The organism is Rhizobium sp. WSM409, assembly GCF_057653825.1.
The window spans coordinates 4,571,154-4,586,005 of the sequence record NZ_CM172794.1; the positions used below are offsets into that span (position 1 = coordinate 4,571,154).

The window sequence follows — 14,852 nt, forward strand, 5'->3', positions numbered from 1 at the left end:
GCGTCTTTTCAGGCGCGCAAAGGACGCTGTAGCACTTTGAATTGCTGCATAATTCCTTAAATCGATTCCGATTTAAGGAATTATGCAGTAGCAGCAAACTGCTTGGATTGAAAAGGCAACCGCCGTCCAATCAGGCGCATCGGCAAAACAAAAAAAGCGGGCATAGCCCGCTTTTCCGCTCCGGCCTTGCCGGATACCCGGATCACGAAGCTGCCAGTTCATCCGTGGTCAGCAACGCGCCGGTAAGATCGAAGGGATCATCCCTCGTGCGCCCGGCTGCAACTGAAAGCTGCTCATGCCGGTCTTCTTGCGAGCATTTCTAGATTTCGAAAGTGACAGGGACATGACGAATAGGCGGCACTTTTGCGAAGAAATAGAGAGGCCATCCACCATTTATCCTTCCAAACCGCGGAAATTTCGCTAAGACCAAACCCCGGCTATCACAAACTCCGGGACCCCCCATTTCATGACAAGATTCGATGTTCTGACAGTCGGCAACGCAATCGTGGATATCATTGCCCGTTGCGACGACCAGTTCCTCATTGACAACCAGATCACCAAGGCGGCGATGAACCTCATCGATGCCGAACGCGCCGAACTCTTGTATTCGCGCATGGGACCGGCGCTCGAAGCTTCCGGCGGCAGCGCCGGCAACACGGCGGCGGGCGTTGCCAGCCTCGGCGGCAAGGCTGCCTATTTCGGCAATGTCGCCCAAGACCAGCTCGGCGACATCTTCGCGCACGACATCCGCGCCCAGGGCGTCCACTACCAGACCCGGCCGAAGGGCACCTTCCCGCCGACGGCGCGTTCGATGATCTTCGTCACCGAGGACGGCGAGCGTTCGATGAACACCTATCTCGGCGCTTGCGTCGAGCTCGGCCCGGAGGATGTCGAGACCGACGTCGTGGCCGACGCCAAGGTTACCTATTTCGAAGGATATCTCTGGGATCCGCCACGCGCCAAGGAAGCGATCCTCGATTGTGCCCGCATCGCCCATGAAAACGGCCGCGAAGTGTCGATGACGCTGTCGGACAGCTTTTGCGTCGGCCGCTATCGCGACGAATTCCTCGATCTGATGCGCTCAGGCAAGGTCGATATCGTCTTCGCCAATCGCCAGGAGGCGCTGTCACTCTACGAGACCGACGATTTCGAAGAGGCGCTGAACAGGATCGCGGCCGATTGCAAGATCGCCGCCGTCACGATGAGCGAGGACGGTGCCGTCATCCTCCAGGGCAAAGAGCGTTATTACGTCGACGCCATCAGGATCAGGGAAGTGGTCGATACGACAGGCGCCGGCGATCTGTTCGCCTCCGGCTTCCTCTATGGCTATACGCAGGGCCGTTCACTTGAGGATTGCGGCAAGCTCGGTTGCCTGGCTGCCGGCATCGTCATCCAGCAGATCGGCCCGCGTCCGATGAGCTCGCTTTCCGAGGCCGCCAAACAGGCAGGGCTTATTTGAAGGCTTCGCCGGGATAGGCGCCCCAGATCTCCGACTGCGCCACCCAGCCAGAGGCGCCGTCGGATTCGGCGCGGCACCAGTCGCCGTTGCATTCGCCGATCGTCAGCATCACGCCGGGTTCGAGCTTCGCGACGATCGAGGCGGAGGGCTGCGCCTCGCGGCGCAGATTGACATAGATGCCCTTGCCCTTGGTCTTCATCCACGGGGCGGCGATCGCCGCGCGCTGGCCTGACAGCAGCGACTGGTTGACCCAGCCTTCGGTGCCGTCGGCATCGCGGATACGGCGCCAATTGTCGTATTCCTGGATAATCTCCACCGGCAGGCCAGATTTCAGGTACATCCACGACACGGCGTAATCCGTTCCCGGACCGATGCGCAGGTTGACGCGCTTGGATTTCAGCGTGACGAAACGCGGCAATGGCAGCCCGCTTGGCCCCTTGGCCGCCTGCGCATGGGCGAACTCGACGCTTCCCATGGATGCAGCCAGAACGATGGCAAGGGCGAGGCAGGACGTCAGGACTTTGCTGCGCATGGAAGTTTCCGTTTGCTCGAATTCGCGGGCAGGCCCGGCCTGTTCGCGGTCCGGGCTCTGACATTCCCCGGCTGCACCACGAGTTTTGTTTGTCTTCGCGTGCGGGTCTGGTAGAAAATGCCCGGATGGGAAAATTATCACCCCTCTTGGTTAAAGACCTCTGAACAAGGCACCACAGGCAGCCATGACAGCGAAGAAAAAACCCAAGGTCTACATCACCCGCAAGCTGCCGGATGCCGTCGAAACCCGGATGCGCGAACTCTTCGACGCCGAGCTGAACATCGACGACGCGCCGCGCTCCGTTGCCGAGCTGATCGCCGCGGTCAAGACCGCCGACGTGCTGGTGCCGACCGTCACCGATCGCATCGACGCGGCGCTGATCGAAGAGGCGGGACCGCAGATGAAGCTGATTGCGAGCTTCTCCAACGGCACCGATCACATCGACGTCGAGGCGGCGGCGCGCAAGGGCATCACCGTCACCAACACGCCGAACGTCCTGACAGAGGACACCGCCGATATGACCATGGCGCTGATTCTCGCTGTTCCGAGAAGGCTCGGCGAAGGTGCGCGCGTGCTGACCGACAAGCCGGGCGAGTGGGCAGGCTGGTCTCCCACCTGGATGCTCGGCCGGCGCATTCACGGCAAGCGCATCGGCATCGTCGGTATGGGCCGCATCGGCACGGCAGTGGCCCGCCGTGCCAAGGCTTTCGGCCTGTCGATCCACTATCACAACCGCAAGCGCGTCAATCCGGCCGTCGAGGACGAACTGGAGGCGACCTATTGGGAAAGCCTCGACCAGATGCTCGCCCGCGTCGACATCGTTTCGATCAATTGTCCGTCGACGCCGGCGACCTTCCACCTGATCTCGGCCCGCCGTCTGGCGCTGCTGCAGCCGACAGCCTATCTCGTCAACACTGCGCGCGGCGACGTGGTCGATGAAGCTGCACTGATCAAGTGCCTGAGGGAGGGCCGGATCGCCGGCGCCGGCCTCGACGTCTTCGAAAACGAGCCCGCCGTCAACCCGAGGCTCATCAAGCTCGCCAATGAGGGCAAGGTCGTGCTGCTGCCGCATATGAGTTCGGCGACGATCGAAGGCCGCATCGACATGGGCGACAAGGTCATCATCAATATCCGCACCTTCATCGACGGTCACAGGCCGCCGAATCGGGTACTGCCGGGTCGTTGAAGAATGCTGTAAGTCAGGCGACGCAGATTGGAGGCGCAAGAACCTTGCGCATTTCGACGAACGTCGTCCTGGCAAAACCGGGATGCGCCTTTTCGGCGGTTCTGGAAAATCCCCAGGCGGCAAAGACGGCGTGATTGTCGGTGAGTTCGATGCGCGTTTCCAGCCGCAAGGCGGGAAGGCCGAGCGCCGCAGCCGTCTCCTCGGCAATCGTCAGCAGCCGCTTGCCGAGGCCCTTGCCCTGTACCTCAGGCAGGACGGCGAGCTTGCCGACATAGAGACAATCGGCCTCCGGCCGCAGGAAGAGGCAGCCGATCAGTTTTTCGCCGTCGATGGCGACATGGCCGATCTCGGTCCTGGCCTTTTCGGCCAGTGATTCCGTCGTCAGCTTGAGCGCCGAAGATGGCGGGTCGATCCTGCCGTTCATCGAGGCGAAGGAGGCGAGGATGAGTGTCAGCAATTCGTCCCAGCGCGTGAAGGTCTGATTAAGAGAAATAATCGTCATCCGGCCTGTCTCTGTGTCGTACGGCGTCGTTTGTAGCGGATGGTGTCGAACCGGGCCGAGAGCGCGTCGTAGAGCAGCAACCGTCCGACCAGCGGTTCACCGGTGCCCGTGACGAGCTTGATTGCCTCCATTGCCATCATCGTGCCGATGACGCCGGTCAGCGCGCCGATGATCCCGGCCTCGGCGCAGGCGGGAATCAACCCGGCCGGCGGCGCTTCCGGAAACAGGTCACGATATCTGGGGTTGGGCGTTCCGTCCTCAGCCGTCTCATAGGGCTTGAGAACAGTCAGCGAACCGTCGAAGCGCCCGACGGCGCCGGTGACGAGCGGGATGCGCCCTTCATCCGCGGCATCCGCGGCGGCATAACGGGTGTCGAAATTGTCGGAGCCGTCGATCAGCAGATCGAAACCGGAGAGCTGACGGCGGCCCGCCTCCGGGGAGAAGCGTTCCTCGAAGCGGATCAACCGGACATGCGGATTGAGCCTGGCGATGGCGAAGGCGGCACTCTCCGTCTTCAATTCGCCGATCGTGCCGGAATCATGGATCACCTGGCGCTGCAGGTTCGACAGCGACACCCGGTCGTCGTCGACGATACCGAGCGTGCCGACGCCGGCTGCGGCCAGATATTGCAGGACCGGCGCACCGAGACCGCCGGCGCCGATCACCAGCACCCGGGCGGCTTTCAGTTTCTGCTGGCCGGCGCCGCCGATCTCGGGCAGCAGGATATGGCGGTGATAGCGCGCGATTTCTTCCGGGCTGAGCGGTTCCATGGCGCCGATGTTATCATGACGCCCGACGCCGGGAAAAGCTGCCTCCGTCATTCGAACACTCTTCCGTCGGAAACCGTGAAAAACTGCGCCCTGTCGCCGAGTGCCGCAAACATCGCGCGATCCGTTCCGGTCATGAAGGACTGGCCGCCGAGCCCGTCGATAAGGTCGAATAGCGCGGCGCGGCGGCCCTCATCGAGATGCGCCGCGATCTCGTCGAGCAGCAGAATCGGCGCATGGCCGGTGAGGTTGCCGACGAGCCGCGCATGCGCAAGCACCAGGCCGACTAGCAGCGCTTTCTGCTCGCCGGTGGAGCAACGCTCCGCCTCCATCGCCTTTTCGCGGTGATGCACGATGAGATCGGCCCGATGCGGCCCCTCGAGCGTGCGCCCTGCGCCGGCATCGCGGTAGCGGCTCTCCGCCAGCATCGCCGCGTAGTCATCTTCGAGGTCGACCGAGGGGCGCGAGAACTGACCGTCCATGAAGCCCGAGAGCTGCAGCGCTGCCGAAGGGAAGGGCGAGCTTTCCCGTGTTTCCTCGATCAGCCGGGTCAGCAGGCCGAGCATCTCCTGCCGGGCGAGCGCCATGGCGATGCCGAGGCTTGCCATCTGCTCCTCGATGCCAGCAAGCCAGGAGGGATCAAAGCGCCCTTCGTCCAGCAATTTGTTGCGGCTGCGCATGGCGCGCTCGAAATCGCTGGCGCGGCGGCCATGGGCGGGATCGAGCGACAGCACCAGCCGGTCGAGAAAGCGGCGTCGGTCGGAAGAGGCGCCGGTAAAGAGGCCGTCCATTGCCGGTGTCAGCCAGAGAAGGCGCAGATGGTCGGTGAGTTCGTCGGCAGTCTTTGCCGTCGTGCCATTGATGCGCAGCCTGCGGGCGGTGGTCTCCTCGCTCGTTTCGATGCCGGTGCCGATCTCGACGTCGCCTTCCATGCCGTCGAGTGCGGCGAAGATCGAAAAACCGCCGGCGGCGCCGACACGGGTAATGTCGCCATAGGCCGCGCGGCGCAGACCGCGGCCAGGCGAAAGCAGAGAAACTGCCTCCATGAGATTGGTCTTGCCGGCGCCGTTGTCTCCCGTCAGTACGGCATGCCGACCATCAAGGGTAAGGGCCGCCGCCGCATAGTTGCGGAAGTCTGTCAGCTTCAGACGGGAAAGAGAAACCTTGTGCGGCATCGAATGTCCGGAATCGTAAAGCGTGACAGCTAAGCCGAAGCGGCGCTGATGGCAAGGCTGGCAGCTCTTTGGCCGTGGATCGCGCACCATCGGCGCTGCGGGAAATTAAGTCTTTGATGGTATGTAGGGACGCAGCGGCTGGCGCCACACAGGACATATATTCCAGATGATCCCGTGACCAAAGCCCTTGTGTCCGACATCCCCCCGATGGAACGACAGCCATGGCACTTTCGAAATTCGGTTAAAAATACAACCACCGGAGATGGTTTGACATCGCCAAACCGATCCCGTCGACAGTCATTGGCAATGTCTTCCAGCGCCGGATATTCAAGGTTTGCCGCCATCCCTTAAGGCTATTGACGTTACGTAATGCCCAAAAAAAGTCGGTTGAATTTTGCAACTGCAGGGTTGAGTTATCTGGCGCAGACGATATGGTAAACGAACCGTTTATGTATAAGAGAGTGATGAAGTGCCAGATCCGGTTGATATTATCGTCGGTCGCAACGTCAGACAGTTTCGCGCCCTTCGCCGTGTTTCCCAGCTCGAGCTTGGCGAAGCACTCGGACTGACTTTCCAGCAGATCCAGAAATACGAAAAGGGGGCGAACCGCGTTTCCGCCAGCAAGCTGCATCAGATCGCGGTTTTTCTCGACGTCGAGATCTCTGCTCTCTTCGAGGGTGCCGGCATGTCGCCATTCGGCAGCCGCGTCGAACTCAGCCCCGACGCCTATGCGCTCGCGCTGAGCTACGACAAGCTGAACTCACCGGCAGGCAAGGAAGCGGTCAAGACGATCGTCACCCTCATGACGGGCGAAGCGGCCGAAACCGCCGCCTGATTCCACTGGGCAATCAGGATTCCCACGGAAAAGCACGACCTATTCAAGATCTGGATGATTTCCGGACACGTGCAGGTGTGCATGTGGTCTTGGAGGGATGACGTGCATCAGGACAAAGACCGGTAGCAGACCGCCTGATTGAGGTTCGATGCCGCGCGCTTCAGTGAATCTCGCATTCGTGCAGCGCCATCAGCAGATCGTCCTGCGTCTGGTGGCCGGCATGATAGAGGTCGATCGCGATGCTGGCGATGGAAAGGCCTTGCTGGCTGCGAAGCTTGATGTTGCGCTCGGCGCACCATGTGTAGATGGCGCCGGCGAGAACGTCGACGTCTTCGGACTGAGATGAATAGGCTGGCGCCATGGTCGATACCCTTGGTTTGTTTGTTCCCGCTAGCGCTAAGGACGCTCTATCACTTTGATTTGGTGCATGACCCCGAAATCGATTCCGATTCTCGGGGTCATGCACTGACGGCAGAGACTGAATTCATTTGGAAAACTTGCAAGCGGCATCATCTGGCTGCGTTAACGCAAGTCGTCGTCCCGCCCGCCGCCGTATCGATCCGGGACAGATTCGCCGGCATGGACGGCGAATGTCGCAAATCAGGATTCTTAAAACAAAAAAGCCGGAAACGTTTCCGTCCCGGCTTTTCTTAATGGGCATGTCGGTCGCGGCTCAGCCTTCGAAGAATTCTTTCATGCGGGCAAAGAAGCCCGTCGATTCGGGATTATTCTCCTTGGAGGAAAGCTGCTCGAATTCCTGAAGCAGTTCGCGTTGGCGCTTGGTGAGCTTTTGCGGCGTCTCGATCTGGATCTGTATGTAGAGGTCGCCCGTCTGCACCGAACGCAGCACCGGCATGCCCTTGCTCTTGAGTCGAAACTGTTTGCCGACCTGCGTGCCCTCGGGCACCGTCACGCGCGACTTGGTGCCGTCGAGCGTCGCCACGTCGAAGGTGCCGCCGAGCGCCGCCGTCGTCATCGAGATCGGAACGGCGCAATAGAGATCGGCTCCGTCGCGCTGATAGAATTCATGCGGTTTGACGGACAGGAAGATATAGAGATCGCCCGCCGGTCCGCCCCGGGCGCCGGCCTCGCCTTCGCCCTGCAGGCGGATGCGGGTGCCGTCCTCGATGCCGGCGGGAATATTGACCGAGAGCGAACGCTCTTCCGTCACCCGGCCCTGGCCGTGGCACTTTGGGCAGGGATCGGGAATGATCTGGCCGCGGCCGTGGCAGGTCGGGCAGGTCCGCTCGATCGAGAAGAAGCCCTGTGCCGCGCGCACGCGTCCCGTTCCCTGGCAGGTGCCGCAGTTCTTCGGCTGCGTGCCGGGCTTGGCGCCTGAACCGGAACAGACGTCGCAGGTGATCGATGTCGGAACGCGGATCTGCGCCGTCTTGCCGGAGAAAGATTCTTCCAGCGTTATTTCCATGTTGTAGCGAAGATCGGCGCCACGCTCGCGGCCGCCCGACGAGCGCTGGCGCGCGCGCCCACCACCCATCATCTCGCCGAAGATATCCTCGAAAATGTCGGAGAAACCGCCGCCGGCAAATCCGCCGCCACCGCCGCCCATTCCGCCATGCTCGAAGGCCGCATGGCCATAGCGATCATAGGCCGCCCGCTTCTGCGGGTCCTTGAGCATCTCGTAGGCTTCGTTGATTTCCTTGAACTTCCGCTCGGCGTCCTTGTCATCCGGGTTCTTGTCCGGATGGAATTTCATCGCCAATTTGCGAAAGGCGCTTTTCAGCTCTTTCTCGTCCGCCGTCTTGGCTACACCCAGAGTTTCGTAAAAGTCCGCTTTTGCCATTAAGGATTAAACCCCGGAAATGGATTTTCCGGCTGCCATGGTGAGCAGCCGGATCAGGTGTTGAAGCATAACCACGCCGTCGCGGATTACGCGGACTTCTTGCGGTCGTCGTCCTTGATTTCCTCGTAGTCGGCATCGACGACATTGTCGCCGCCTTCCGCGGAGGCATCGCCAGCAGCGCCGCCTTCGGCCTGTTGTGCTTCATAGATCGCCTGGCCGAGCTTCATCGACACTTCCATCAGCGTCTGGGTCTTGGCCTTGATGTCGTCGGCATCGGGCTCCGATGCTTCCGACGCCGTCTTCAGCGCGGCGATCGCATCCGAGATCGCGGTGCGGTCGGCCTCGGAAACCTTGTCGCCATAATCCTTCAGCGACTTTTCCGAGGAATGGATCAGGCTTTCAGCCTGGTTCCGGGCTTCGACCGCCTCGCGGCGCTTCTTGTCTTCGCTGGCATGGGCTTCGGCATCCTTCACCATCTTCTCGATGTCGGAGTCGGAAAGACCGCCGGAAGCCTGGATGCGGATCTGCTGTTCCTTGCCGGTGCCCTTGTCCTTGGCTGAAACCTGCACGATGCCATTGGCGTCGATGTCGAAGGTGACTTCGATCTGCGGCATGCCGCGCGGCGACGGCGGCAGGCCGACGAGGTCGAACTGGCCGAGCAGCTTGTTGTCGGCAGCCATTTCACGCTCGCCCTGCGAAACGCGGATGGTCACAGCCTGCTGGTTGTCTTCGGCGGTCGAAAACGTCTGGCTCTTCTTCGTCGGGATCGTCGTGTTGCGTTCGATCAGGCGGGTGAAGACACCGCCGAGCGTCTCGATGCCGAGCGACAGCGGCGTCACGTCGAGGAGCAGGACGTCCTTGACGTCGCCCTGCAGAACGCCGGCCTGGATGGCGGCGCCAAGCGCCACGACTTCATCCGGGTTGACGCCCTTGTGCGGCTCTTTGCCGAACAGCTGCTTGACGACTTCTTGCACCTTCGGCATGCGGCTCATGCCGCCGACGAGAACCACTTCGTCGATTTCGGCAGCGGTGACACCGGCATCCTTGAGCGCTGCCTTGCACGGCGCGATCGTGCGCTGGACGAGATCGTCGACCAGGCTCTCGAGCTTGGCGCGGGTCAGCTTCAGCGTCAGATGCTTCGGGCCGGAGGCGTCGGCGGTGATGAACGGCAGGTTGATTTCGGTCTGCTGCGAGGACGAAAGCTCGATCTTTGCCTTTTCCGCAGCTTCCTTGAGGCGCTGCAGGGCAAGCTTGTCGTTCTTCAGGTCGATGCCGTTGTCCCTCTTGAACTCACCGACGAGATATTCGACGAGACGCATGTCGAAGTCTTCACCGCCGAGGAAAGTATCGCCGTTGGTGGACTTCACTTCGAAGACGCCGTCACCGATCTCGAGGATCGAAATATCGAAGGTGCCGCCGCCAAGGTCGTAGACGGCAATCGTCTTGCCTTCTTTCTTGTCGAGGCCGTAGGCTAGCGCTGCGGCGGTCGGCTCGTTGATGATGCGCAGGACTTCAAGACCAGCGATGCGGCCGGCATCCTTGGTGGCCTGGCGCTGCGCGTCGTTGAAGTAGGCGGGAACGGTGATGACGGCCTTCTCGACCTTTTCGCCGAGATAGGATTCGGCGGTTTCCTTCATCTTCTGAAGGATCATCGCGGAAATCTGTGCGGGCGAGTAGCCCTTGCCATTGGCTTCGACCCAGGCGTCGCCATTGTCGCCCTTGACGATGGTGAAGGGAACGAGGTGCTTGTCCTTCTCGACGGTCGGATCTTCGTATCGGCGGCCGATCAGGCGCTTGACTGCAAAGAGCGTGTTCGTCGGGTTGGTGACTGCCTGGCGCTTGGCCGGCTGGCCGACGAGGCGTTCGCCATCTTCGGAAAATGCCACCATGGAAGGGGTCGTGCGTGCACCTTCCGCATTCTCGATAACCTTCGCGTCCTTGCCGTCCATGACTGCGACGCAGGAATTCGTCGTTCCAAGGTCGATACCAATTACTTTTGCCATGTCATTCTCTCCTTGAAGCAAGCTGTCGGAACCCCGAGAAGGCATTTCCCTGACAGCCCCTTACGGGATGGGTCTACTTGAGATTACGCAATCGTGATTGCGGTGATGCGGCGTATATAAGGAGCGGTTTTCTGGACTGCAAGGCGAGAAATGCCCCGGAATCCAGCAAAACGAATGTGTTGCGTTCAATTTTTACAGTAGCCGGGAAAGAGGTCGCCCCATGTCCGGAAAGCGGTCGTTTTTTACGGCATGTCGCGCAAAACTGTGTGGCGGTTTTGCGACAACGACATGCGTAAAACAAAGACCTTAAGCGCGAGGCGCGAATCTGAAAGATTGCGGCGCGCTTTAAAGCATCGGGCGTGTGCCGGACATGCAGCAAAGATCTCACTGGCCCATGATCAGATCGAGCAGCGTCGTGCGCCGCGGCTGGACGGAAGAGGTTGTCTGCGCGCCCCCGACATCGCCGGGTGGAACCATGCCCTCATAGTTCGGACCCCCGCCTTCGGCAATGTCTGCGGGCGGAACCGGGCCGCCATTGCCGAAGCTTGCCCCTTGCTGCCGGGCAGGCGCTTGCGGATAGCGGTTTGCATTGTCGTCGCCGCCGAAGACGCCGGAAATAATGCCGCCGATCGTCGAAGGCGGCGCTTCGGCCGTCATCGGTTGCCCGCTGCCCAACTGCCCATTGCCCGGTGCCTCAGCCATTGGCTGACCATTGTTCGGATCGGCGATCAACTGGCCGTTGCCGAAGAGAGGTGCCGGCGAAAGACCCTTGTGGGCGGCGATCATGAATTCCTTCCAGGCCTTGGCGGGCAAGCCGCCGCCGGTCACCTTCTTCATCGGCTTGCCGTCGTCATTGCCGAACCAGACGCCCGTGGTCAGGTTGCTGGTGAAACCGACGAAGAGCGCGTCGCGCGAATTCTGCGTCGTGCCGGTCTTTCCCGCCGCCTGCCAACCGGGGATCTTGGCGCTTTTCCCGGTGCCGCTCTCGATGACGCCCATCATCATCGTATCCATCTGGGCGACGATCTGCTCGGAGAGCACGCGCGGCGGGCTGTCATAGGTATTTTCGTAGAGAACCTTGCCCTCGGCCGTCGTCACCCGGCGGATGACGTGCGGCGTCGCCTTGTAGCCGCCGTTCATGAAGGCGGCATAGGAGGCGGTGAGTTCCATCAGCGACACTTCGGACGTGCCGAGCGCGATCGAGGCATTAGGCTGCAGCTCGCTTTCGATGCCGAGCCGGTGGGCAAGCTTGATCACCTGATCCGGCCCGTCATACATCACCAGCTGCGCAGCCACCGTGTTCAGCGATTTGGCAAGCGCGGTCGCCAGCGTCACTTCGCCATTGTATTTTTTTTCGTAATTTTCGGGCGTCCAGTCGCCGATCCGGATCGGCGCGTCGTTGAACACCGAATACGGCGTCAGCCCCTTCTCGAGTGCTGCGGCATAGACGAAGGGCTTGAACGAGGAACCCGGCTGGCGTTTGGCCTTGACGGCGCGGTTGAACTGGCTCGTCGCATAATCCCTGCCGCCGACGAGCGCTCGGATCGCGCCGGTGCCGTCGATCGAGACGAGGGCCGCCTGCGAGGCGTCGAGCTTGCCGCCCTCCTTGTCCAGTACGTCGACCAGCGATTGCTCGGCCTTCTTTTCCAGCGACTTGTCGATGGTCGTATCGACGATGACGTCTTCCTTGACGTCGCCGATCAGACCCGGCAGCTCGTCCATCACCATGTCGGCGACATAGTGCCCGGCGCCCGACCAGTAGCTCTTGGCCGAAGCCGGGGTCTGCGACATCGCCGTCTTGACCTCGGAATCGGTGATGAAACCCTGCTCGCGCATCGCCGCGAGCACGAGCTGGGCGCGGGCATTCGCCGCATCGGCATCGCGGGCCGGTGAAAGCCGCGACGGCGCCTTGAGCAGGCCGGCCAGCACCGCGGCCTCGCCGAGGTTTACGTCACGCGCCGATTTGTTGAAGTACCGGCGCGAGGCGGCCTCGACGCCATAGGCGTTCGATCCGAAGAACACCCGGTTGAGATACATGGCAAGGATCTGGTCCTTGGTGTATTTCTGCTCCAGCCAGAGCGACAGCAGCACTTCCTGCACCTTGCGTTCCAGCGTTCTCTCGGGGGAGAGGAAGAGGTTCTTGGCAAGCTGCTGCGTCAGCGTCGAGCCACCCTGCACCATGTGACCAGCCGTGAGATTGGTCACGACAGCCCGGCCGAGGCCGAGCGGATCGACGCCGAAATGCGAATAGAAACGCCGATCTTCGATGGCGATGACGGCTTCCGGAATATAGGGCGACATGTTTTCGAGCGACAGCGCCTCGCCGCCGGTGGCACCGCGATTGGCGATGACGCTACCGTCGACGGCGGTGATCTTGACGTTCGGCGGCCGCTCCGGGATTGCCCATGTGCTGGCGCTCGGCATGCGCGAGCCATAATAGACCACAAGCCCGGCAACGCCGATGCCGGCCCAGATGAAAAGCACGACGCACCAGTAGATCACACGGCGCAGGAAGCCGAAAAAAACGCCGCCTTCACGCTCCCGCGGCTCGCGCCGCCGCCGGGGGGCGGCGCGTTGCGGCGGGGGTTTCGAGCCGCCGCGGCGCTGAGATCGGCCTCCGGCGATGCGATCGTCGGCATCGAGCGAGAATTCGTCATCGTCGCGCGCCGGGCGGCCGCTGAAGGAGGGTTCTATTCTGTCGCCTGATCTGCCTCTGCCTGCCATCGCGGACCGGTCACACCCCATGTTCGATCGCGAAGCCAACTTCGCATAACGATCCTCTTCTGCAGCGCCGCGCGTCTTTCCAGACGCACAAAGCGCGCTGCAGCAGGCACCGTGATCACCCGACTGAACTGTAAATGCGGCGATTTAACGGGGTGTTAACAATGGAAAGTAAAGCATATCGCGCCGGGCGACAGTATTGGCCTTCAGAACTGCCGGGCCTCGTAATCGTCGAGCGTTTCCGGGTCCTGCTTATATTCCCACTCGCCCAGATGAAAGCGACGCCAGATCTGGCCGGAAGGGTTGAGGTTCGCCCCATCGGTAAGGCGTACAGGCAGGAGTGTGTTATGTTTATGCCAAACGGTAACATCTATGGCGGCTGCCCGAGGGGCGAAAAGCCCGAAGAAAGCCAGGTAGTCTTGCGTCATCAGGGTCCAGCCTCGAACGGATTAAAATCAATCCGCAACTTCACAAAACTGCATTAAAGAATTCCGCAAAACAAGAGCCTCGCGATGGCTTCACATCAAATTGTCGGTGACCGCATTCGGGGATCGATGCTTCCCCCGCGGCGCCTGTCTTGCGCTCGCCGGCGAAGCGGCGCGCGTCGTGAAAACAAAGGCCCGAAGTCTGTGGCGTGAGTTACGTGCGATACGACATACATTACCGCGCCGCGCGTCTTTTCGAGACGCCTAAAGGACGCTCCGATTTAAGGAATTATGCAGCAGGCGGAACCAATAGGCTTCGCGATTGTTTATGGAGAAGCGGGACAACCCCTCACGTCCCGCGAATGATCGGCCGTCTCCCCTCAACGCGCGCCGATCGACATCAGGCCCGGTGCATCCCTCCCAAGGGAGCGCCGGGCTTTTTCTTGGGTGTTTCCCTTTGGCTTGGCAAACCTCAAAAGAGGACGGCGCTGCCGTGCCCTTTCTGTTTCATTCGTCGCAGGAGGGATCGCCGGGGCGGCAATCAAAGTCCCTGCGGTCCGGCCTGCGATCATCGCCTCTCCGGTCGTCCCTCTGCCGTTCACCTCTTTGCCGATCGTCCCGTTGCCGATCGTCCCTTTGATTGTCGCCGCGCCAGTCGTGATCGCGGTCGCGCCCATCTCGGTCGCCATCCCGCTCGCGCCAGTTACGGTCGCGATCCCGGTTATCCCGATCTCGGTCGCGATCCCGATCCCGATTGTCGCGGTCGCGGTAGTAATAATCCGGGCCGCGGCTCCAGCGGTCACGGTCGCGATAGAAATCGCGGTTGCGGTAGTAACGGTCCCAATAATTGTCGACGCTGAAGCGAATCATCGGAATGCCGAGCGGACGGTAATATTGCGGGCCGACATAGACGCGGCGCTGCTGGTAGAGGGCCTGCACATACTGGCCGGAAACCCAGCCGCGGCCGCCGTAGAATTCCACGTCGCACCAGTTGACGTCGGAAAGGCATCCGCGGATCTCGACGGAGGAACCGGCGGGTATGACGGTAACGGCAGGATATCGGGTGCTCGGACCGGCACGCATGTTGACGTTCGCCGTCGAATAGCCCTCGGCAGCCTGCGCTATGGCGGGAGCCAGCATAAGCATGCCGGCGGCTGCGATTTTAACGATGAGATTTTTCACGCTTCTCAGTCCTTGTTGGCACGTTTTTCAGGCAGCGCTTGGCCGCGTTTCCTTGGCATATGCCATTGAAACAAAAGACAGAGCGATCGCCCGCAGGTGTAAGGGGCTATCATTCACCTTATCTTTCAATGGCTTATATGTCGCTCGCGATGAACGCAGCTTGAACGGCGAATGTCTGTCAGCGCCTTGGAGCCGCGAGTGGTGCTGTCGGGCTTTGTTAACGGTTCGTTAACCTTTCGGCGGCAATCTCGTTGCAATACCCGC

13 protein-coding genes are annotated in these 14,852 nt (G+C 61.2%); 3 read left to right on the top strand and 10 right to left on the bottom strand.

The genetic code is table 11. The annotated features are described in order from the left end of the window. The first annotated feature begins 466 nt into the window (after positions 1-466). Positions 467-1,459, top strand: coding sequence for an adenosine kinase (locus tag AC25BC_RS22345; RefSeq protein ID WP_012759666.1), 993 nt, complete (start codon positions 467-469; stop codon positions 1,457-1,459). Here the strand turns inward: AC25BC_RS22345 and AC25BC_RS22350 are convergent. Then, positions 1,452-1,991, bottom strand: coding sequence for an SH3 domain-containing protein (locus tag AC25BC_RS22350; RefSeq protein ID WP_012759667.1), 540 nt, complete (start codon positions 1,989-1,991; stop codon positions 1,452-1,454). The two genes, AC25BC_RS22345 and AC25BC_RS22350, sit on opposite strands and share 8 nt — an antisense overlap. A gap of 184 nt (positions 1,992-2,175) precedes the next feature. Between AC25BC_RS22350 and AC25BC_RS22355 the strand changes: the two genes are divergently transcribed. After that, positions 2,176-3,177, top strand: a complete 1,002-nt coding sequence (locus AC25BC_RS22355) for a 2-hydroxyacid dehydrogenase (protein WP_012759668.1) — start codon at positions 2,176-2,178, stop codon at positions 3,175-3,177. Between the two features lie 13 nt (positions 3,178-3,190). Here the strand turns inward: AC25BC_RS22355 and AC25BC_RS22360 are convergent, their stop codons facing one another. Genes AC25BC_RS22360 through recF form a run of 3 tightly spaced genes read right to left on the bottom strand, consistent with a single transcriptional unit; the run spans position 3,191 to position 5,621 of the window. Next, entirely contained in the window at positions 3,191-3,679 is a 489-nt protein-coding gene (locus AC25BC_RS22360; RefSeq protein WP_012759669.1) for a GNAT family N-acetyltransferase, read from the bottom strand. Beyond that, positions 3,676-4,500 (bottom strand): molybdopterin-synthase adenylyltransferase MoeB, encoded by an 825-nt coding sequence (locus AC25BC_RS22365; RefSeq protein ID WP_012759670.1) that lies wholly within the window; start codon positions 4,498-4,500, stop codon positions 3,676-3,678. Before AC25BC_RS22365 ends, AC25BC_RS22360 begins: the two co-directional genes overlap by 4 nt. Next, complete coding sequence (gene recF / locus AC25BC_RS22370; protein WP_012759671.1) at positions 4,497-5,621, bottom strand: DNA replication/repair protein RecF; 1,125 nt, start codon at positions 5,619-5,621, stop codon at positions 4,497-4,499. Before recF ends, AC25BC_RS22365 begins: the two co-directional genes overlap by 4 nt. 469 nt (positions 5,622-6,090) lie before the next feature. Between recF and AC25BC_RS22375 the strand changes: the two genes are divergently transcribed. Continuing rightward, on the top strand, positions 6,091-6,456 hold the full coding sequence (locus tag AC25BC_RS22375; protein ID WP_003544369.1) for a helix-turn-helix domain-containing protein: 366 nt from the start codon (positions 6,091-6,093) through the stop codon (positions 6,454-6,456). A gap of 160 nt (positions 6,457-6,616) precedes the next feature. On the opposite strand, the gene AC25BC_RS22380 is transcribed toward AC25BC_RS22375, so the two are convergent. The 6 genes from AC25BC_RS22380 to AC25BC_RS22405 all read right to left on the bottom strand — a co-directional run bounded on the left by AC25BC_RS22380 (position 6,617) and on the right by AC25BC_RS22405 (position 14,588). Further along, on the bottom strand, positions 6,617-6,817 hold the full coding sequence (locus AC25BC_RS22380; RefSeq protein ID WP_012759672.1) for a hypothetical protein: 201 nt from the start codon (positions 6,815-6,817) through the stop codon (positions 6,617-6,619). Between the two features lie 312 nt (positions 6,818-7,129). After that, positions 7,130-8,257 (bottom strand): molecular chaperone DnaJ, encoded by a 1,128-nt coding sequence (gene dnaJ, locus AC25BC_RS22385; RefSeq protein ID WP_012759673.1) that lies wholly within the window; start codon positions 8,255-8,257, stop codon positions 7,130-7,132. A gap of 86 nt (positions 8,258-8,343) precedes the next feature. Then, a complete protein-coding gene (dnaK, locus tag AC25BC_RS22390) occupies positions 8,344-10,260 on the bottom strand; it encodes a molecular chaperone DnaK (protein WP_012759674.1) in 1,917 nt (638 codons plus the stop codon). Positions 10,261-10,644: 384 nt separating this feature from the next. Next, the gene (locus AC25BC_RS22395) at positions 10,645-12,984 is read right to left on the bottom strand and encodes a transglycosylase domain-containing protein (RefSeq protein WP_012759675.1); all 2,340 of its coding nucleotides are present in this window, start codon (positions 12,982-12,984) and stop codon (positions 10,645-10,647) included. A gap of 203 nt (positions 12,985-13,187) precedes the next feature. Next, the gene (locus AC25BC_RS22400; protein WP_012759676.1) at positions 13,188-13,409 is read right to left on the bottom strand and encodes a hypothetical protein; all 222 of its coding nucleotides are present in this window, start codon (positions 13,407-13,409) and stop codon (positions 13,188-13,190) included. A gap of 504 nt (positions 13,410-13,913) precedes the next feature. Beyond that, complete coding sequence (locus tag AC25BC_RS22405) at positions 13,914-14,588, bottom strand: SH3 domain-containing protein (protein WP_012759677.1); 675 nt, start codon at positions 14,586-14,588, stop codon at positions 13,914-13,916. Positions 14,589-14,852 lie beyond the last annotated feature (264 nt).

What these genes read in the sequence shown, in the direction of transcription:
- AC25BC_RS22380 (WP_012759672.1), bottom strand. Translation starts at nt 6,817, where the DNA reads ATGGCGCCAGCCTATTCATCTCAGTCCGAAGACGTCGACGTTCTCGCC.
- AC25BC_RS22345 (WP_012759666.1), top strand. Translation starts at nt 467, where the DNA reads ATGACAAGATTCGATGTTCTGACAGTCGGCAACGCAATCGTGGATATC.
- AC25BC_RS22350 (WP_012759667.1), bottom strand. Translation starts at nt 1,991, where the DNA reads ATGCGCAGCAAAGTCCTGACGTCCTGCCTCGCCCTTGCCATCGTTCTG.
- recF (WP_012759671.1), bottom strand. Translation starts at nt 5,621, where the DNA reads ATGCCGCACAAGGTTTCTCTTTCCCGTCTGAAGCTGACAGACTTCCGC.
- dnaK (WP_012759674.1), bottom strand. Translation starts at nt 10,260, where the DNA reads ATGGCAAAAGTAATTGGTATCGACCTTGGAACGACGAATTCCTGCGTC.
- AC25BC_RS22365 (WP_012759670.1), bottom strand. Translation starts at nt 4,500, where the DNA reads ATGACGGAGGCAGCTTTTCCCGGCGTCGGGCGTCATGATAACATCGGC.
- AC25BC_RS22400 (WP_012759676.1), bottom strand. Translation starts at nt 13,409, where the DNA reads ATGACGCAAGACTACCTGGCTTTCTTCGGGCTTTTCGCCCCTCGGGCA.
- AC25BC_RS22360 (WP_012759669.1), bottom strand. Translation starts at nt 3,679, where the DNA reads ATGACGATTATTTCTCTTAATCAGACCTTCACGCGCTGGGACGAATTG.
- AC25BC_RS22355 (WP_012759668.1), top strand. Translation starts at nt 2,176, where the DNA reads ATGACAGCGAAGAAAAAACCCAAGGTCTACATCACCCGCAAGCTGCCG.
- dnaJ (WP_012759673.1), bottom strand. Translation starts at nt 8,257, where the DNA reads ATGGCAAAAGCGGACTTTTACGAAACTCTGGGTGTAGCCAAGACGGCG.
- AC25BC_RS22395 (WP_012759675.1), bottom strand. Translation starts at nt 12,984, where the DNA reads ATGGCAGGCAGAGGCAGATCAGGCGACAGAATAGAACCCTCCTTCAGC.